This window comes from uncultured Veillonella sp., from assembly GCF_963534045.1.
Taxonomy (GTDB): domain Bacteria; phylum Bacillota; class Negativicutes; order Veillonellales; family Veillonellaceae; genus Veillonella.
Window position 1 is genome coordinate 1 of the sequence record NZ_CAUSQT010000017.1, and the last position, 18,013, is coordinate 18,013.

20 protein-coding genes are annotated in these 18,013 nt (G+C 35.7%); 2 read left to right on the top strand and 18 right to left on the bottom strand.

The genetic code is table 11. The annotated features are described in order from the left end of the window. Nucleotides 1-74 precede the first annotated feature (74 nt). From RYP29_RS04330 to RYP29_RS04345, 4 genes are all read right to left on the bottom strand, one after another. On the bottom strand, nt 75-1,475 hold the full coding sequence (locus RYP29_RS04330) for an anion permease (RefSeq protein ID WP_311532457.1): 1,401 nt from the start codon (nt 1,473-1,475) through the stop codon (nt 75-77). A 93-nt stretch (nt 1,476-1,568) separates the two neighbouring features. Beyond that, a complete protein-coding gene (locus tag RYP29_RS04335) occupies nt 1,569-2,402 on the bottom strand; it encodes an Mrp/NBP35 family ATP-binding protein (protein WP_005383883.1) in 834 nt (277 codons plus the stop codon). Between the two features lie 184 nt (nt 2,403-2,586). After that, nucleotides 2,587-3,780, bottom strand: a complete 1,194-nt coding sequence (locus RYP29_RS04340; RefSeq protein WP_311532459.1) for a PLP-dependent aminotransferase family protein — start codon at nt 3,778-3,780, stop codon at nt 2,587-2,589. A 43-nt stretch (nt 3,781-3,823) separates the two neighbouring features. Next, nucleotides 3,824-4,561 carry a TVP38/TMEM64 family protein gene (locus RYP29_RS04345; protein ID WP_005380858.1) on the bottom strand — a complete coding sequence of 246 codons (738 nt, stop codon included), beginning with the start codon at nt 4,559-4,561 and terminating at the stop codon, nt 3,824-3,826. 171 nt (nt 4,562-4,732) lie between these two features. Between RYP29_RS04345 and RYP29_RS04350 the strand changes: the two genes are divergently transcribed. Next, a complete protein-coding gene (locus tag RYP29_RS04350) occupies nt 4,733-5,125 on the top strand; it encodes a thioesterase family protein (RefSeq protein ID WP_009660872.1) in 393 nt (130 codons plus the stop codon). A 104-nt stretch (nt 5,126-5,229) separates the two neighbouring features. Here RYP29_RS04350 and RYP29_RS04355 read toward each other — a convergent pair whose 3' ends face one another. Continuing rightward, the gene (locus RYP29_RS04355) at nt 5,230-6,252 is read right to left on the bottom strand and encodes a branched-chain amino acid aminotransferase (RefSeq protein WP_311532461.1); all 1,023 of its coding nucleotides are present in this window, start codon (nt 6,250-6,252) and stop codon (nt 5,230-5,232) included. A 43-nt stretch (nt 6,253-6,295) separates the two neighbouring features. Next, on the bottom strand, nt 6,296-7,501 hold the full coding sequence (locus RYP29_RS04360) for a hypothetical protein (protein ID WP_311532463.1): 1,206 nt from the start codon (nt 7,499-7,501) through the stop codon (nt 6,296-6,298). 150 nt (nt 7,502-7,651) lie between these two features. Between RYP29_RS04360 and RYP29_RS04365 the strand changes: the two genes are divergently transcribed. Next, nucleotides 7,652-8,317: a fumarylacetoacetate hydrolase family protein gene (locus RYP29_RS04365; protein ID WP_311532465.1), complete on the top strand. Its 666-nt coding sequence runs from the start codon at nt 7,652-7,654 to the stop codon at nt 8,315-8,317. 114 nt (nt 8,318-8,431) lie between these two features. Here the strand turns inward: RYP29_RS04365 and RYP29_RS04370 are convergent, their stop codons facing one another. The 12 genes from RYP29_RS04370 to RYP29_RS04425 all read right to left on the bottom strand — a co-directional run bounded on the left by RYP29_RS04370 (nt 8,432) and on the right by RYP29_RS04425 (nt 17,934). Next, entirely contained in the window at nt 8,432-8,929 is a 498-nt protein-coding gene (locus RYP29_RS04370; RefSeq protein WP_060807082.1) for a methylated-DNA--[protein]-cysteine S-methyltransferase, read from the bottom strand. 102 nt (nt 8,930-9,031) lie between these two features. Then, nucleotides 9,032-9,811: a protein-ADP-ribose hydrolase gene (locus RYP29_RS04375; protein WP_311532466.1), complete on the bottom strand. Its 780-nt coding sequence runs from the start codon at nt 9,809-9,811 to the stop codon at nt 9,032-9,034. Nucleotides 9,812-9,922: 111 nt separating this feature from the next. Next, nucleotides 9,923-10,690: an antibiotic biosynthesis monooxygenase gene (locus RYP29_RS04380; protein ID WP_311532467.1), complete on the bottom strand. Its 768-nt coding sequence runs from the start codon at nt 10,688-10,690 to the stop codon at nt 9,923-9,925. 21 nt (nt 10,691-10,711) lie between these two features. Beyond that, entirely contained in the window at nt 10,712-11,197 is a 486-nt protein-coding gene (locus RYP29_RS04385; RefSeq protein ID WP_311532468.1) for a YbaK/EbsC family protein, read from the bottom strand. A 78-nt stretch (nt 11,198-11,275) separates the two neighbouring features. Then, nucleotides 11,276-12,298 (bottom strand): DMP19 family protein, encoded by a 1,023-nt coding sequence (locus RYP29_RS04390; RefSeq protein WP_311532469.1) that lies wholly within the window; start codon nt 12,296-12,298, stop codon nt 11,276-11,278. A gap of 139 nt (nt 12,299-12,437) precedes the next feature. Further along, a complete protein-coding gene (locus RYP29_RS04395) occupies nt 12,438-13,016 on the bottom strand; it encodes a hypothetical protein (protein ID WP_303938230.1) in 579 nt (192 codons plus the stop codon). Nucleotides 13,017-13,135: 119 nt separating this feature from the next. Continuing rightward, on the bottom strand, nt 13,136-13,501 hold the full coding sequence (locus RYP29_RS04400; RefSeq protein ID WP_311532470.1) for a hypothetical protein: 366 nt from the start codon (nt 13,499-13,501) through the stop codon (nt 13,136-13,138). A 175-nt stretch (nt 13,502-13,676) separates the two neighbouring features. Further along, on the bottom strand, nt 13,677-15,191 hold the full coding sequence (locus RYP29_RS04405) for an SMI1/KNR4 family protein (protein WP_311532471.1): 1,515 nt from the start codon (nt 15,189-15,191) through the stop codon (nt 13,677-13,679). A 30-nt stretch (nt 15,192-15,221) separates the two neighbouring features. Next, the gene (locus RYP29_RS04410; protein ID WP_311532472.1) at nt 15,222-15,692 is read right to left on the bottom strand and encodes a glycosyl transferase family 4; all 471 of its coding nucleotides are present in this window, start codon (nt 15,690-15,692) and stop codon (nt 15,222-15,224) included. A gap of 139 nt (nt 15,693-15,831) precedes the next feature. Beyond that, entirely contained in the window at nt 15,832-16,251 is a 420-nt protein-coding gene (locus RYP29_RS04415; RefSeq protein ID WP_311532473.1) for a bacteriocin, read from the bottom strand. 28 nt (nt 16,252-16,279) lie between these two features. Next, on the bottom strand, nt 16,280-17,341 hold the full coding sequence (locus RYP29_RS04420) for an ankyrin repeat domain-containing protein (RefSeq protein WP_311532474.1): 1,062 nt from the start codon (nt 17,339-17,341) through the stop codon (nt 16,280-16,282). Nucleotides 17,342-17,454: 113 nt separating this feature from the next. Next, nucleotides 17,455-17,934, bottom strand: coding sequence for a pyridoxamine 5'-phosphate oxidase family protein (locus RYP29_RS04425; protein ID WP_311532475.1), 480 nt, complete (start codon nt 17,932-17,934; stop codon nt 17,455-17,457). Nucleotides 17,935-18,013: the final 79 nt, after the last annotated feature.

Sequence of the window (18,013 nt, forward strand, 5' to 3'; positions counted from 1 at the left end):
TGTATCACAAAAACGCCGTCCCACAAGGGACGGCGTCATGTATACATAATCGTATACGTTTATGTAATTGTATGTTACCACATACCGATAACTTTCATCCAAATAGAACCTAATCCTACAAAGATGATTAAGTTGATTACGGATGAGAAGAAACCAAGTTTCCACCATGCATTTTGAGGAACATATCCAGTATTGAAGATAACTGGAGATGGGCCTGCAGCATAGTGAGTCAAAGACATACACAAGTTAGATGTAAATGCAATCATCAACAATGTCAACATTGGTGGTGCACCTGCAGAGATAGCAATAGCGGAGAATGCTACGAACATGGCAGAAATATGTGCTGTTAAGGATGCGAATACATAGTGGGAATATGTATTAATAAGTACAGCTATAACGAAGGCAATAATCCAAGATCCTTCTGGAATATAAGCGCCTACAAGTACTGTTGCCCATTTAATGAAGCCCAATTTGGACAAGAAACCGGCAAAGCCCATTAAGGTACCCATCCAAACTAATGTATCCCAAGCACCTTTTTCACTTTTAACATCGTCCCAAACAAGAACGCTAGTAGCAAGCAAAATAGAAATACCTAAGAATGCAACAGTGGTAGCATCAATTTTTGTGAATTGAGAAGTAGCCCATAACACTAAAGCTAAAACGAATACGCCTAGCATAACCCATTCTTGGAACGACATTTTACCAAGGCCTTTTAGCTCTTCTTTAATCATTTGTTGTGCTTCACGAGCATCTTTAATTTCAGGTGGGTATACTTTATAAATGAAATATGGCATTATAATCAATGCAATAACACCAGGTACGATGGCTGCCATAGCCCAGTCGCCCCATGTGATACCGATGCCAAAAGATTGAAGTGCCAATGCAGCAACCAATGTATTACCCGCCATAGATGTTTGGAACATAGCAGATGTAATCGTATTCACTTGATAAATGGATTGCATCAAGAAGGAACCAATTTTACGAGGTCCATCTTGAGGTTCAGAACCGAAAGCTTTTGCCAAGCTTGTAGTAATCGGCATGATAACACCACCTACACGAGCTGTATTAGATGGTGTGGCAGGCGCCAAAATTAAATCAGATAATGCTAATGCATAAGCCAAACGTAAAGAACTACTACCAAATGCAGCAATCAAATTATACGCAATACGTTTACCCAAACCAGTCTTAATAAAACCACGAGAGAATAAGAAGGCCCCAACAATTAACCAAATAGCAGAATTCGCAAAGCCAGAAATAGCTTCACCAATTTTCAATGTACCTGTGAGTGCAGCCACAGTGATAACAACGATAGATACGCCACCAATTGGTAATGGCTGGGTAATAAAGCCTACGATGGTAGCAACAAAAATGGCAAACAAATGCCAAGATTGAGGAGTTAAACCCTCTGGCGTTGGAATCATCCATAGGCCTATACCAAAGACCGCTGGAATAATCCAATTTAACAGTTTTTTCATACACATACCTCCTACATAGGAAAAAAAATTAAACTTTGTATGAAAAAAGCTGTACATCTAAAACTATGCACAGCTTTCATCGTCATATATATCCTACTCAGGCAAAGATACATCCTCTAAATTTGTTTTGTCGATAGACTCAATATCACCTTTATCGCAAAGGTTTGCGATGTTTGGATCAATTGGCAAACGATTCAACAATAAAAGACCGTATTTTTGGAGGATTTCTTCAATGTGGCTTTCACCAAAGATTTGGTAATCCTTACCGTTATCTGGGCAATGGAAGTAAGAGTAGTTTTCCACTACACCAATAATAGGCACTTGCATTAAATCAGCCATCTTAACTGCTTTTTCAACAATCATGGATACCAAGTCTTGAGGAGATGTAACAATGATGATACCATCCAATTTCAAGGATTGGTATACAGTAATCGCTACGTCACCCGTTCCTGGTGGCATATCAACGAATAAATAATCGATGTCTTTCCAAATAACATCACTATAGAATTGTTTTACTACATTGCCCAAAATAGGACCTCGCCATAAAACAGGATCTGTATCGTTTTCAAGCAATAAATTAACGGACATTACATCAATCCCATATTGCTTAGTTTTAACAGGATACATACCAACTTCGTCAGCGTAAGCCTTTTCTTTGATACCAAACATCTTAGGAATGGATGGACCAGTTATATCAGCATCAAGAATACCTACTTTATAACCTTTACGAGCCATCGTTAAGGCCATCAAGCTTGTAACGGAGGATTTACCTACACCACCCTTACCGGATACAACACCGATAACATGTTTAACGGAACTCAATTCATGCAATGGCGCCGTCATATCTTGAGGCTGTTGTGCACCACCGCAACCTGCGGATTTGGATGGACAACTATTGCAATCACTACTGCTGCTACCGCAACCCATAGTAAACACCTACTTTCTTCGAGGACTTCCCTCAACAATATATAGTTAGAAAATTATTATCTCATTGTAAATATCGTTCATTGTGAAAGCTCTTTCTACAACTAACACATCATATATTTACAGTGTTATTGTATCATGGTAGTTTAATAATTTTCAATATACCTATACGCTTTAAACGACTAAATTATTCACCACAATAGTCCTTTGTAAGAGCACAGAGGATTTCCATCCCCTTCTCAATTTCTGGAATTGTTGGCACCGTATAGCTCAAACGGAATGCATGACCATTTTGTACACCATCCGCTGCAAAAGCACCACATTTAATAATGCCTACATTTTTATTCATGCACGCTTCAAAGAATTCATCACAATCAACAGTATCCGGCATTGTCATCCATGCGAACATACCACCTGTAGGTTGAGTCAAATGAACCTTGGAACTACCTTTGTCTTTAAAGACACGCATCATAGCATCACATTTAGATTTATATACCTTCCGTACATTTTCTAAATGTGCATCGTAATCGATGTGGTCTAGTACGTGTGCTACCACCTTTTGTGTAACTAATGGCATTTGTCCCGCCGTATTATTTTTTAACGCTTGGATAGTGCCGATAACATCTTCTGGGCCCAACAAGAAACCAACACGCAAGCCTGCCGATAATGTTTTAGAATAGGAACCTGCATAGAGAACACGATTTTCTGAATCAAAGGATTTAAATGTTGGGATATGTTCACCTGCAAAACGAATTTCACCATATGGGTCATCTTCATAGATAAACAAATCATATTTTGATGCTATGGCGTAAATCTCTTTGCGACGTTCTAGTGGCATAGTAATGCCTGTTGGGTTTTGGAAATTTGGAATTAAATAGATATATTTCCCCTTGCCTGATTGAGCCGCTTTTTCCAACTCACTTGGAATCATACCGAATTCATCAGTTTTGATGCCGACTGCCTTAGCTCCCATATTGCGTACAGAATTGATAGCACTGGTAAAAGTATAATCATCCATGTACACTTCATCGCCAGGTTCACATACAGTAATAGGTACCAAGCCCAATAGTTGACCAGCCCCATTAGAAATAATCAAACCTTGACCCTCTAAATTCATATGGTGAACTTTCGATAAACGTTGTAAGGTCAATTCTGCTAATCGCGCATCCCCTTGCATCGGACCATATTGTAATAAACTCATAGGATTATCATGAACGATGAAATCAAAGGCATCTTCGATGACTTTCACAGGAATTGCCTCTGGTGCTGGATTACCAATGCCAAAACTGATAAATCCAGGTACACCCACACCACGTTCAAATACTTCACGGATGAAATTAGGCCCTTTTAATATTACGCGTTCAGGAAGTGAAAAACTCATAGTATCGCCTCTTTTATTTTAATTACATAGAAATACATGTTTATTAAGCATTAGGATCATGTTCTCGTTCTGCATTACGTTTATTAATATATCGTTTATATACCTTCCATAGAATAAAATATACAATGGCTGCTACGACGACAATAATACCTAGACGCCCCATATTTTCTTGAAAATTTACAATATCTGTGCCAATAGCAACTTCAAGGGCTGTAGACGGAAATTTACCAATTAAATTTGCTAAAATATAGTCACGCGGTTTAATCTTACTGATAGCCCCTAATGCAGTGATGACACCAGATGGAAAATAAGGTAATGATCTAGCAAATAACATGACCACAAAACCATTATTACCGGAAAAATCATCAACCTTCATCAATGTGGTACTCTTAGAAATTAGCTTATCCGCCGCATCTCGTAAGAAATAACGCATAATGTAAAAGCTGATGACTACCCCAATGGTTTCAGCGAGCCAAGAAATAATAATGCCAGGCCACATGCCAAACACGAGACCATTCGCTGTGGAAATAAAGATGGATGGCAAAAACCCTACAGCATTGACAAAAATATCAAGGAGCATACTCACCACCATGGCCATAGGACCATAGCCTTGAATATACTCGGCAATTTCCTCCATAGAACCACTCGTTGCTAGATGCCACATAGTTGGGTAAAATGTAGGATCTACAATATTAATGATGATTAGTAGTACGACAAATAATACGCCTGCTATTACCTGCACCAAGCCTTCACCAGAAGGCGAAAATTTTCGTTCTTTCATAGTTACCTCGTTTAATAAAACTAGTACTATTATAGCACGGATTCTATAGAGTCTGTATAATTAAGTCTATTTTAGGAAATAATAAATTTTATCATTACAAAATTAGCATATATACTCATAAGAGTTGTATAATACAAATATATTCTAGTTCATTACGAAAGAAGGTTTACTATGATACAAGTTGGTCAATCTGCAACAGCAACGGTTACAGTTACAGAATCTAATATTGCAAAAACAATGAAGTCTGGTTCTCTTGAGGTATTCGCTACTCCTGCTATGTGTGCACTTATGGAAGAAGCTGCACAAGCAGCGGTACAACCAGAATTGAATGATGGTGAAGGCACGGTAGGCATCTCCCTATCCATTAGCCATGATGCTCCCTCCCCTATGGGTGCTACAATTACAGCCACTGCTACAGTAACAGCTGTGGAAGGGCGAAAAATCTCCTTTGCCATCGAAGCATCCGATGGTGTTGGTGTCATCGGTAAAGGCTCACATGAACGATTCGTCATTAATAACGAGAAATTTATGACTAAGGTCGGTGCACGAAAAGCATCAAACTAAATCGATAGATCCAATCAAATAAATTCTATAAGCGCAAACATCCTCCACAATCTTCTGATTATGGAGGATGTTTTAATATTATATTATTGTATATTACTTAAAGATTAGCAAATCTTAACTACCCAACCTTCTGGAGCTTCGATTTCGCCATGTTGAATGCCAAGTAATGTGTCATATAATTTTTTAGTGATAGGCCCCATATCATCCATGCCAGCTGGTACATTGATAGTGCCTTCTGGAGTATCGATTTGACCTACTGGAGAAATAACCGCTGCTGTACCGCATAGACCCATTTCAGCAAAGTCTTTTAATTCATCTTTATAAACAGTGCGATGTTCTACTTTCATACCAAGATAATGTTCTGCTACATACATCAAGGAACGACGTGTAATGGATGGCAAGATACTATCAGATTTAGGTGTTACTAATTTGCCATCTTTAGTGATGAAGATAAAGTTTGCACCACCAGTTTCTTCTACATGTGTACGAGTAGCCGCATCAAGGTACATGTTTTCTGCATAACCTTTGTTATGAGCATCAGTGATAGCATATAAACTCATCGCATAGTTTAGACCAGCTTTGATATGACCAGTACCATGAGGAGCTGCACGGTCAAAATCAGTAATGCGGATTTTAATTGGTTTTGCGCCACCTTTGAAGTAAGGTCCTACTGGTGTAGTAAATACGCGGAATTGATATTCATCTGCAGGTTTTACACCGATAACGGAGTTAGTACCCATCATGTATGGACGAATATAAAGACTTGCACCATGACCATAAGGAGGAACAAAGTCTTTGTTTGCTTTTACAACTTCTTTTACAGCTTCAATGAAGCGTCCTTCAGGTAATGTAGGCATTACAAGGCGTTCCGCAGATTGATTTAAACGCTCTGCATTAAGATCTGGACGGAAACATACAATGTGACCATCTTTAGTGTAGTATGCTTTTAAACCTTCGAATACAGTTTGTGCATATTGGAATACACCTGCACATTCATTAAGAACAACGTTAGCATCAGTAATTAATCCGCCTTCGTCCCATTTACCATCTTTATATGTAGTCAAATAACGGTAGTCGGTTTCTACATAACCAAAACCGAGATTATCCCAATCGATATTCTTGCTCATAACAATAACCTCCATGCTTATTAATATACTTATAATCTTAACACTATGAGCAAGTTATTTCAACATATTCTATAGAGGTCGGAAGTTTATCTATAATAAACTTAGTACGATTCAAATCATAAGGTACGTCGTAACGCGTATGATATGAAATAGATTCTACACGACCAGTACGAACCGCATTATCGGATCCAAACGGAACTTTTACAATATCCCCTTCATATATATCATTTCTATCAGTACGATAATAAAATTCCTGGTTTATCTTAAAAATATATACAGAACAATACGTATAAATTCTTCTATCAGATGTATGATTTGATTGTAAAAACTCTTGTAAAGTTTTATCTCTTGTATGAGCATGTATAAAATTAATTAGATTTTTATACCAAGTGGGTACATACTGATCAGTTACATTCCCTATAAACAATGTATCCTCTTTATGCGCCCATTTAATAAGTACTGTTACTATACCACCACGAGCAGGGTCTCTATCAAGGTCATGACTTTCACTGAGACTAAAGGAATCTAGACTATATAGCGTTTCGCCAATGTGAAATTCAATATCTTGCTTCAATTGATGAATCATTTGATTATCTACATACTCGCTATGACTATGGCTAGAGTGACCAAATTGCTTACTATTACAATCAATGGAAATAGACGGCTCATTCCAATTAAAATTCAATGTATTTACGTCGCCATATTCTTGGTACATATTTTTTTGCACTTCAATATGAATCTCTTGAATTCTATCTTTTTCTCGATTTCCATCAAATAAAAGTAATGTAGGCATACCTAGGATTTGTCTGAATAGTATAGACATGGCCCTCAGGGTATTATCAAAAGGAAATTCATATATAAATTCCTGATCCTCAGTGTTGATGAGCTGCACTTGGACAGCACACTCATCCTCATCATATAGGTCAATATCATCGGAAAATCTACGCCCCATAAGCTCTAATAGATATTGTTTTTTAGATTCGTCAATTGAGTACTCCTTAGTAGTTAAGGATTCTATTTTACCCTCTACAGGTTTCGAGATATGCTCCCATTTAATGCCATAGGTAACACTAATGGCTTCCTTAATAGAAATATGTTGTATCTCTTCAATATAGTAATCTTTACGATTTAATTTCACTTCCTTTGGAACGCTATCTGGTAAATCACCATACCAGCTACCCGTACTTATAATGTCACAAGATACTACGGTACCTATAAATTTATCTGTCACATTTCTATGCATATACATAGGGACTCCTCCTTTTATTACTTTGTTTAAGTATAACAAACAGGATGTGACAAAAATGCCTCTATATAATTATTTCGTCAAAAATATTCTTTACATTACGATTTATATTATAATTAACTTAACAACCTAATGTATAAGGAGATATCTATTATGAAAGAATCTATTAACCCTAAACTTATTACTAATCCTAACAATATAATTTGTATAGGCCTTAATTATGCAGACCATATAGAAGAAACTAGTCTTGCTAAACATGATTTTCCGGAAATCTTTATGAAAACATCTAATGCATTGGCGTCACATCAAGATATAGTTCCCATTCAAGATGAAAACCTTCATTATGATTACGAAGGAGAGCTCGTCATTGTTATTGGTAAGACGGGTAAAAATATATCTCGCGACCAAGCTAAAGAACATATCTTAGGATATACCATAGGTAATGATGTATCAGCTCGAACCTTACAATTTAGAGGTACACAATGGATTTTAGGTAAATCACTAGATAACTTTGCCCCTATCGGTCCTGTTATCGTATCACCTGACGATTTTGATTTTGAAAATGCTACCATTACCACAACAGTAAATGGTGAAGTGCGTCAACAAGCTAAATTAGAACAAATGCTATTTAAACCAGATGCAATCATAGAGTTTGTATCTCAGTATATTACACTACAAGAAGGTGACATCATCTTTACCGGTACACCTAGTGGTGTTGTACTCGGTAAAAATGAAAAACGATATGGTTGGTTAAAATCAGGAGATACCGTATCTATATCGATTAGTGGCATTGGTACCTTAGTAAATCAATTTAAATAGTCCCCCCTATATATACCAAAAGAGATTACCTATGATGTGTCTATCCATCATGAGTAATCTCTTTCTTCTTTTTCTATAAGTCTATTTAAATATGATTTTACAATCTAATATGTACTATTTATGTTTCGCTTCAAGATCAAGCATGTATTTCTTACGTTCAATACCACCCGCATATCCTGTCAATTTACCATTACTACCGATAACGCGATGACATGGAATGATAATAGATATAGGATTATGTCCTACGGCACCGCCCACAGCTTGAGCAGACATTTTATCTTTACCTTGCTTTTCAGCTATTTGTTTGCCAATATCTCCATAGGTTGTAGTTCCCCCATAAGGTATAGTTTGCAATACAGACCATACAGACTTACGGAACTCTGTTCCTTCTAATTGTATTGGTGGAGTAATAAATGGTTTTTGACCTTTAAAATATTGGTCTAGCCACATAATGGTCACTTCAAAGGGACCTGTTAGTTGTTCAATATATTCCGCATCATCATAACTAGGAGCATGGCTTTCATCTACAAAAAATAAATCTGTTAAATACGTTAATGTACCAAGCATAATCATTGTTCCTAATGGGCTTTCATAGGTGTATTTATAATTCATAGTACATTAACTCCTTTTTAAACTAACAAATCATTCATAACCTTTTGTATGTCATTATTAAATGATACAGTATTTTTATGAATTTCAAAAGGAGTATATTATTTATCCCAATAATTTGTTGTAGATGTCATAATCTATATCCTTAAACACATTAAATACCACTTGTATTTTACTATTTGTTTCTTTTAAATATGTTCGTACCGTATCTATAGCAATCTGTGCTGCTTCTTCATTAGGGAATCTAAACTCACCAGTAGAAATACAACAGAATGCAATGGAGTGTAAGTTATAAGCATTGGCTAACTGTAAACAAGATCGATAACACGAAGCTAGTTCACGTCGCTCTTTATCTGTTACCGCCTCATAAATAATAGGTCCTACCGTATGAATTACATGCTTTGCCGGTAAATTATACCCATAGGTCATACGAGCCACACCCGTTTTTTCAGGCATTTCCATATACTCAGTCATTCTAGCACATTCCATACGAAGCTCAATACCAGCAAAGGTATGGATTTCATTATCGATACACTTATGATTGGGAGCAAAACATCCGAGCAATTTATTATTGGCTGCATTTACAATAGCATCTACAGATAATCGAGTAATATCTCCTTGCCACAAATAAATCTGAGGCTCTCGCTCTTCCATATCACTAATCGTTACGATTCCCTTTTCATGGGCCAATATATTTAAATATTCAGACTCTATCTTCATCCATTCAAGAGACATACCACCAGCAGGACGAATATTACATAAAGATCTAAAGAGAGTAAATTGCTCTTCTTCATTCATAGGGATATCTATATGTTCGTTATGCCTCTCTTTGTATTCTGCTACTAAGCCTTCAAGTAAATAGCGTAAACGTTCTTGCTGTGTCATATGTAACTCCTTTTAGTATAAACTATACTTTCACCTATTATTTAACAAAAAACTGCTAGCACATATGTTTATGCTAGCAGTAACTTTACTGTCATTATATTATATTCAGTTTTAAGGTCTTACAAACGCTAGACCCCCATGGTTGACGAGGACATCCCCGTCTAGTACCTTTGTGGTAACGTTTTGTAGACTACCTTGGATTTGACTCATCATAAAGCGATAGCCAGGGCTGTTTACATGTTTTGTAAGAGCTGCTTGGTCGCTATAGATTTGAATAACATACCAACGATTATTTACATTTCTTTCACGAAGCACATAGCCAGCCTTATAACCCGCATCATCGCGTACGGCACGTTCAATGTCGAGTTGGTATTGACGTTGTACGGTATCGATATCATTGCTATTAACAGTAAACTCTGTTAATGTCACTACTGCTTTACCATCATTCACGATAGATAAAGCATCTTTTTTCTCAAACAATAGTACAGACTGTACATCGTACAATTTGCGATTTGTTAATTTAGAACCTACTTCATTAACAAAGTCTTGATAATGATCGGATTTGCGATGTGTTTCAATGGCAGCTAAATCTTTATAAATCTCTACAACATAAGACTCAGATGGATTACCTTTTACATGGGCTACATTCATAGATAATGTATTAGGCTCTTTCTCCATAGATGCTGTTAGATTGGCAACGCTTGCACTATTATATATCCCCTGTAACTCTGTAGGCACTTGATACCGATACATGCCTACACTAGGTGCTGTATCTAAACCTTCATCACGTTCCATAACGAGCCCTGCAAAGGACGTGCTCACACCTAATACTGCAATCACAGAGGTTACTAGAATACTTTTTAATAATGTTCTATTCATACATGCTCCAATTCGACTAAATTACAATGTAATATATTCTACTATTGTACCATGTTCTTCAATTAAGTTAACTAAGTCTTTTCCTTGTAGCCATACGGTAGCATCATTTTGATTTGGATGTATACCAATTAGATTATCTTTATAATCCGCATCAATATAATAATGCACCTTACGCGCTTCATCGTGAAGCAAGCAGAATGGAGATACGTGACCGGGTTTAATCTTTAAAATATCCCATAGCTCTTCTTCGGAACCAAAGGAAATCTTTTTAAGCTTATGATCCTTGCGGAACTGCTTTAGATCCACACGCTTAGAACCACGAACAGTAATCAAATAATAATGTTCACGTTTATGGTCTCGAATGAATAAATTCTTCGCATCCCACTCAGGATATAGCAACTCTACATTAGGCTTGTCATCCATACTAAATAACGGTGCGTGATTCGTAATTTCAAATTCGATATGATGGTCACGTAGGCAATCATATACGCCTTGTTTATCTAACATGTAATACCTCTAATATAATTTGGTGAAAGTAAACATCATAGTGAAAGCAACTATATATGTACTAATTATACACCAATCTTATTCTGAGACGGTATAGGTTCCATCAAATACAAATAACTCTGGATGTTCATGTACAAATACATCTTCAAATTTGCCATCATATTCATAGACTACATCATCTTTTACATCTAGGAAATCAAATAATTTAGCTTCATTCTCCCAGTCTTGTAAAATTGTCCATCGTTCAGCTCTATCAAATGGAACAGAACCGCCAAAGTAATCGATTACAGATTGTAAATTATCTGCTAGTATATCCATCTTAAAAAGGCGTAACCCCACAAGAGCATCCTCCCATACAATGCCCGTAGAGTTATAGAAGAACTGATGATGTCCACCATTATTAACCTCAGCGAAATACCAGCATATAGCGTTAAGATATCGCTGCTCTACAGTGAAGCCTTTTGCAGATTCTAAATAGTCATCATAAGAACCATAAATATTGATCGTCCAATAGGCAGGCTCATTTATAGTCCACATGTCATCGGTAGCTAAAATTTCTTCTACCGTAATCGTTCGTTGACGAGGTACACCTTCTCTTTTCTTCTTTTTTTCTGCTATATACTTGCTATAGTTTAAGCATAGATCAGGATAGTCAACCTCACACTTTTCAAAATCTATTTCTAGACGGCACATATCCTTGACTTCAAGGCAGTATTCCCTTATATCGTTTCGACCTTCCTTAGTAGCTAATTGTACACCGCTATCTACTAAAGCTAACATCTGTTGCATGTTCTCTGATGTATAAGCCTCACGATTAGATGAAACTATAGATCCATAGGAGTACGCATAGCGATAATGCCATACTGCATCTCTATATTTTTTGTCTATAGCCTTAAATACTTTAATAGCTTCTTCTGGTTTATCATTATTGTTATAAGCTCTACCAAGCTCGCCTAATAAAGGCGCAGATAAGTTATCGATGCCAACCCCCGTCAATACATCGATAATAATGTCCTCTTGACCGATATCATTAAGGTCTTTAATAGTTTGCAACTGTTCAGCATCAGATAAAGATAAAAATTGTTCAACACTCATAGACATACAATACACTTCCCCTCATATCATTAATATGTATATGAACTCATCTTATCATAATAATAACAAACAACACAAAACAATAAGTTACAGATTTTAAATTAATAGTTTATAACAAAATAGCCTATAACAAAACAGCTATTTACTAGCTACCAAGCCATACAACAAATACAGGAGTACCTTCATCATTATCGTCGACATCATCGGCATCATCAGCGTCAAATTCGTGATCATCATAGGCTAGATTTTCAAAGAATACATGATCACCGAGCTCTTTATTAGCCAATGCATTATGTATCTTGAAAAGAATCTCTTCAGTAGTAAAATACTGGCCATTATCTGCTTTGAAGCGAGCATAGATTTCCACTTGCCACATACCGTCTTCTTTATCGTATTCTTCTAATTCATCGTCTTCGTATAAGTATTCATTAGGGTGAAGCTGACTTTTACTTTCAATCCAAGCTTCATAGCTTACAAGAATTTCAGGCTCTACTAATGGCGGTAATGTATCAGGATTAACATTATGCTCTTCTAGACATTCATAAAACGCCTTATCAAACTCTTCTCTAGTATAGGTAGTTTTATTGAAAACCCAAGGAATGCCTTTAAATTCATGATAGTAACCTTCATATATTTTATTACCATCTTTATCAGTACCGAGATATTCAATCTGCTCAGTATTCTCATCCTTGTTAAACAGGTTTTTTATGGCATTAAAAATCATAGGATAATCCTCCTTATAATCCTTTAAACTAATAGAGATTAATAGTACTCTACTACTTCACAACACTAAACTAATCTATTTATCTAAAGTAGCTCTTTTGCCATTTTTATAGCAATATATCAGCCATCAATAGCAAAGTAATCTAAATCTTCAAACTCATCGTCCCCAAATTCAAAGCAAAATATATGAGTATAATCAAAGGTTTGTTCACAATAGGTTACAGTACCTAGCTCTGGTTCAATCTTAGGGACACCTATACGTTCTTTCACATCATCTATAGTAATAGATTCATCATACATTTCTTGTATGTCTTCAAGCATAAAAGCAGCAATCTTATCAATATTTTTATGATAATTTTGGGCCAGGACTTTTACAGTATCTAAATAATCACCTGATGGCTTCTCATCCCAACAGAATTCTAAGCCTTCATAACGAAGTCTATATTCACAATATTTCTCATCATATATGAGTTCATTTTCTATCATAGGCTTCCTCTCTCTCTTTACAATGCTTTGATTTCAAAAATACTAAAATACTTTCTCAACATTTTACACGAAGGCTATATAAAATAACGTAGCCCAAAGCACAAAAGTATATAATTTCTAGGTGTATAGTAAAAGCCCTTCGCATAAATGAAGGGCTAGAATAGTATTCTATTAATTAACTACCGCAGCATATATAGAATACAGGAATACCATTTTTGTTATCTATAAGTCCATAACCTTCACATTCATGGCCTTCGTATTCAATACCTTCAAAAAATACATGATCACCCAGTTCTTTATTAGCCATTAGATTATGCAATTTAAAGAGCAGTTCTTCTCTAGTAAAATATGTACCATTATCTGCTACGAGATGAGCCATGATTTCTACTTGCCACATACCGTCTTCTTTATCGTCTTCAAGTAGTTCTTCATCGGTTACACGTTCATTATCAAAGAGCTGGTCTACACTTTCAATCCAAGCTTCATAGGTTAATAGAATTTCAGGTTCATCTAATATATCATCATTATCTACTTGATTCTTATCTGTATAATTCTTTACTACTTTATTGTATTCTTTGGAAAACTCTTCTCTACTATACGTAAGTTTATTAAATACCCAATGCACTTCATCATATATAGGATAGTTAAGTTCTTCATATTCATTAACGTCTTCAGTATCTTTACCATCTGCAGTATCTATACTATTTTTCTTATCAGAGAAATTTTCAATGGTTTCAAATATCACAGGATAATCCGTCTTGTACTCTTTTGGCTTAATTTGAGTTAATAGATATTTTACAACTTCACAACACCAACCAAGTTGTTTATCTAATCTAGCTTCTTTCGTCATTTTCATGGCCGTCTCTATTAACTGTAATGCTTTTTGTACATGTTCAGATTCGTAGCTTTCACCACATGCTAAAGACGCATGAGCATAGCCACAACGATAATACCAAGACCAATCACGATGTGCCTCATCTATACGATCAAATAACTCGATAGCCTCTTCTGGTCGACCATTATTGTTATACATACGTCCTAAGGTACTTAGCAATATAGGAGACAAATTATCGATACCTATGTTAGTTAACAGCTCCATAGCACGATCAACATCTAGGTCCTCTTGTTCATTAAGGAGCTTAACCTTTTCCGCATCACTTAAAGATTGAAACTCTTCATCCGTGATTTCTTCGATACTGATATATAAGTTATTAATAAAGTCACCAAAGTTATCTGCTAACAGTGTAATTGAGTAATCACCTTCTTGGTCAACACGTACGACCTTAGGCTCACCGGTAGGACCACACTCACGATAATCGAGGAAAATCATATCATGACCACCTGAAATCGTATCGGCTACAACAACACCTATAGGAGGGTATTTCCATTTCGAAATCCAAAACTCGTTGCCGAATTGGCCAAAGATAGAATGCTTTTTATCTCTATCAATACCATATATGCCTGTTACATATACACAATCGCCCTCATTATTAATAAAGCAGTTCTTATTCAATACACCGCCATTATGATTCTTAAGTAATTCAATATATGCTGCAGGTAATATATAGCCTAGCTCACCTTCAGCATCCTTAATATCCTTAACGGTAATAGGTTTACCTATATAGGATTCAAACGCATAATCAACATCATTCCAAAATCCGGTCCAATCAAAGTCTTTTAGATTACTCATAATACTCTCTCCTAAACAAATAGATATAATCTAACCACATTTTATTTGATCAATGGAATATTTTTTTATTAAAGCTTTCACCTCGCGTCGTATCAAAATGGTATCTATAATATAGGAAAAAATGATATAAGGAGATACGTTAATAATCCCGACAGGGGCCAATATAAGGGCTGCCCACAATAAATTCAGTGAATACGCATACCACTTAAAATCAATGGTATTTAAAAATGGTATAACATAGTCAATAACTCTTACCTCCCATTGCATTAATGGGTTCAATTCCTCACTTGTGCCTAATAGCCAAGTGAAAGTAAGGGCAAATATCAAACCATATACTATGCCAACAGGAATCAATATCTTCGCTCTCTTTTTTAACAGATCAATGCAAATCTCATCTTCTTCCTCTGGTGTTACATCGTATACCATATTGTATTGAATCTGAATACGTCTAAATCGATAGCGAATATACTTATACAAAAGGTTATTCGATGAATATAACATAATGGGCTCCGTATACTATTTGTAGTAACTTAATTTTTAGAAAATATATCATCCATCTATGGCAAAGTAATGTAAATCTTTGAATTCATCATCCCAAAATGTAAAGGAAAAAATGTGCGTATCATCAAAGATTACATGATTAGTCATTTTCAGAATTCTTTACATAGCTTTCCATCTTCGGTCTTAAATCTAACACAGTTTCCCAACTATCTAATGCAGGAACCTTATGATGTACAATTAAATCTGCTATTATCTTTAATGCCTCTTGATGACCCAGCTCATTTTTACCGTATATAATGGCCCCCTGCTCACCATCATTAGTTACACTAAGCTCTATATGTAATAAATCGGTATCTTGATCACTACAAACCTGTACAAAGTTATATAGTTTATTATCTATGGAGATTGCTTTTGATGGAGAAATAACTACAAAGTCTTGCTCTTGGTCTTCAATAGCATACAGATTTTGTTCAACTTCATTCAGTGTAATACCTTCATATTTATAGGTGCCTACATCAATGGACCAATCCCTATATGTTTTCTCAAATGTATCTGTCATATGTATCGCCTTTCTTTTACGATATATCCTAAAACAAGTTTTCTAATTGACCTGCCATATCGGACATAAACTCATCAAATTTACAAAGCTCTCGTAGTTCTTGATGTTCTACATCATAACAAGAAATCTTTTTAGTTTTAGGGTCCCACACAATTTGCCACTCGTTATACTCGCCCAGGTCTTTAGATAAACGTAATAGATTACGACGACCTAATTTAAATGGAATCGTATCAATAAGTGGGAAGAACTCTATAGATATAAAATCGGAGTCTGGCAATTCAAAGTAAAGTTGTTCGCCCGCTAAAAAATTCACTAATGCTTTTGGTAATTTAAATGGCTTTAACTTATCCATTTTATTTTGTATATCATGAAACTCAGCAGGCTCTAAGGATTTAAAATACTCTGCCATTTCCATATCGCCCTTTTCAATGGCAATGCTATAGGGACGCATACCATCCTTTTCCGTAATGGTCACATCAGCACCATGCTCTACCAAATATTTGCACATCTGTAAATCCACATAACGAGCTGCTACACACAATGGGGTTGGCTTAAAGGGATATACAGAATCAGGCTTGTTGTAATTAATATCTACACCATTATGAATAAAGAAATCTAGAACCTCATAATTTCTATCTGTGATGATATTTCTAAAAGCTTTACCGCCATACTTTTGTACTGTATGACCTAAATCATGAATAATTTGTAGATTCTCATATTTCTTGCCATATAAAGCAGCTTGAAAAGCATCTACTTTCACACAGTTCAAAGCGTGAATATTAGAACCATGAGCCACAACATAGTCTATAATCTCTTTATTACCATACCGTACAGCTAGTAAGAAACTTGGATTTTCTTCATCATTAAGATCAGCGCCATGCTCTACTAACCATTGAATGCTTGGTAAACAACACATGACTAGCGCTAGTTCTAATGGTGTATGCTCACTATATTCCCCAATTTCTATAGGCTCATTAATATCCCAACCATTGGCTAACGCATTTTCTAAGGCGCTAATATTTCCTGTTACAATATCTGTTACGATATGAGGCACAGATTCAAATGTACCTAGATCTTTTATCTGTATCATGTATCTCTCCCATGAACTATATTTTTAAAATGATTATCACTAATTACATTATATTACATTTATAAGTATGAGTGTATAGTAAAAGCCCTTCACATAAGCGAAGGGCTAATCTATTATTTCTCTTGTACTTGTTTTCCACTCATATGTTCAATGGTAATTTCAAACATTTGTGTTGCTCTCCCATTACGAGCAATTTGTTCATCAGCTAAAGTTTCATCAGGATAATACTTCATAGCAAATTCTTTTAATCGCTCTATAGATTCGGGGCCAGCCTCTAATAAACGACACCGCCCAAACACAACTACACTTTGTATATACGGTGCCCAGGATTCAGATTCATCCATTCGCTCATTACCATATACAGTAAAACATACCTTATCTGAAGCTTTCAATGCATCTACTTTATGACCAACTTTAGCGCCATGAAAGTAAATCTTTTGCTTTGCACAATCGTAAAAGTAATTAATTGGAATAGCATACGGATAGCCCTCATCACCATTCATGGCTAAAATACCTCGACGATTAGATTGTAATAAAGCTTCTGTAGCACTATGGTCTATTTCATTTATCTTTTTACGAACTGGTTTAAACATAATATATCTCCTAATTTTATTTACTTATCCTATTTACAAGATACATAAAAGTACCACTAATAGTATCATCAACTTTAGA

What these genes read in the sequence shown, in the direction of transcription:
- RYP29_RS04330 (WP_311532457.1), bottom strand. Translation starts at nt 1,475, where the DNA reads ATGAAAAAACTGTTAAATTGGATTATTCCAGCGGTCTTTGGTATAGGC.
- RYP29_RS04335 (WP_005383883.1), bottom strand. Translation starts at nt 2,402, where the DNA reads ATGGGTTGCGGTAGCAGCAGTAGTGATTGCAATAGTTGTCCATCCAAA.
- RYP29_RS04340 (WP_311532459.1), bottom strand. Translation starts at nt 3,780, where the DNA reads ATGAGTTTTTCACTTCCTGAACGCGTAATATTAAAAGGGCCTAATTTC.
- RYP29_RS04345 (WP_005380858.1), bottom strand. Translation starts at nt 4,561, where the DNA reads ATGAAAGAACGAAAATTTTCGCCTTCTGGTGAAGGCTTGGTGCAGGTA.
- RYP29_RS04350 (WP_009660872.1), top strand. Translation starts at nt 4,733, where the DNA reads ATGATACAAGTTGGTCAATCTGCAACAGCAACGGTTACAGTTACAGAA.
- RYP29_RS04355 (WP_311532461.1), bottom strand. Translation starts at nt 6,252, where the DNA reads ATGAGCAAGAATATCGATTGGGATAATCTCGGTTTTGGTTATGTAGAA.
- RYP29_RS04360 (WP_311532463.1), bottom strand. Translation starts at nt 7,501, where the DNA reads ATGTATATGCATAGAAATGTGACAGATAAATTTATAGGTACCGTAGTA.
- RYP29_RS04365 (WP_311532465.1), top strand. Translation starts at nt 7,652, where the DNA reads ATGAAAGAATCTATTAACCCTAAACTTATTACTAATCCTAACAATATA.
- RYP29_RS04370 (WP_060807082.1), bottom strand. Translation starts at nt 8,929, where the DNA reads ATGAATTATAAATACACCTATGAAAGCCCATTAGGAACAATGATTATG.
- RYP29_RS04375 (WP_311532466.1), bottom strand. Translation starts at nt 9,811, where the DNA reads ATGACACAGCAAGAACGTTTACGCTATTTACTTGAAGGCTTAGTAGCA.
- RYP29_RS04380 (WP_311532467.1), bottom strand. Translation starts at nt 10,690, where the DNA reads ATGAATAGAACATTATTAAAAAGTATTCTAGTAACCTCTGTGATTGCA.
- RYP29_RS04385 (WP_311532468.1), bottom strand. Translation starts at nt 11,197, where the DNA reads ATGTTAGATAAACAAGGCGTATATGATTGCCTACGTGACCATCATATC.
- RYP29_RS04390 (WP_311532469.1), bottom strand. Translation starts at nt 12,298, where the DNA reads ATGTCTATGAGTGTTGAACAATTTTTATCTTTATCTGATGCTGAACAG.
- RYP29_RS04395 (WP_303938230.1), bottom strand. Translation starts at nt 13,016, where the DNA reads ATGATTTTTAATGCCATAAAAAACCTGTTTAACAAGGATGAGAATACT.
- RYP29_RS04400 (WP_311532470.1), bottom strand. Translation starts at nt 13,501, where the DNA reads ATGATAGAAAATGAACTCATATATGATGAGAAATATTGTGAATATAGA.
- RYP29_RS04405 (WP_311532471.1), bottom strand. Translation starts at nt 15,191, where the DNA reads ATGAGTAATCTAAAAGACTTTGATTGGACCGGATTTTGGAATGATGTT.
- RYP29_RS04410 (WP_311532472.1), bottom strand. Translation starts at nt 15,692, where the DNA reads ATGTTATATTCATCGAATAACCTTTTGTATAAGTATATTCGCTATCGA.
- RYP29_RS04415 (WP_311532473.1), bottom strand. Translation starts at nt 16,251, where the DNA reads ATGACAGATACATTTGAGAAAACATATAGGGATTGGTCCATTGATGTA.
- RYP29_RS04420 (WP_311532474.1), bottom strand. Translation starts at nt 17,341, where the DNA reads ATGATACAGATAAAAGATCTAGGTACATTTGAATCTGTGCCTCATATC.
- RYP29_RS04425 (WP_311532475.1), bottom strand. Translation starts at nt 17,934, where the DNA reads ATGTTTAAACCAGTTCGTAAAAAGATAAATGAAATAGACCATAGTGCT.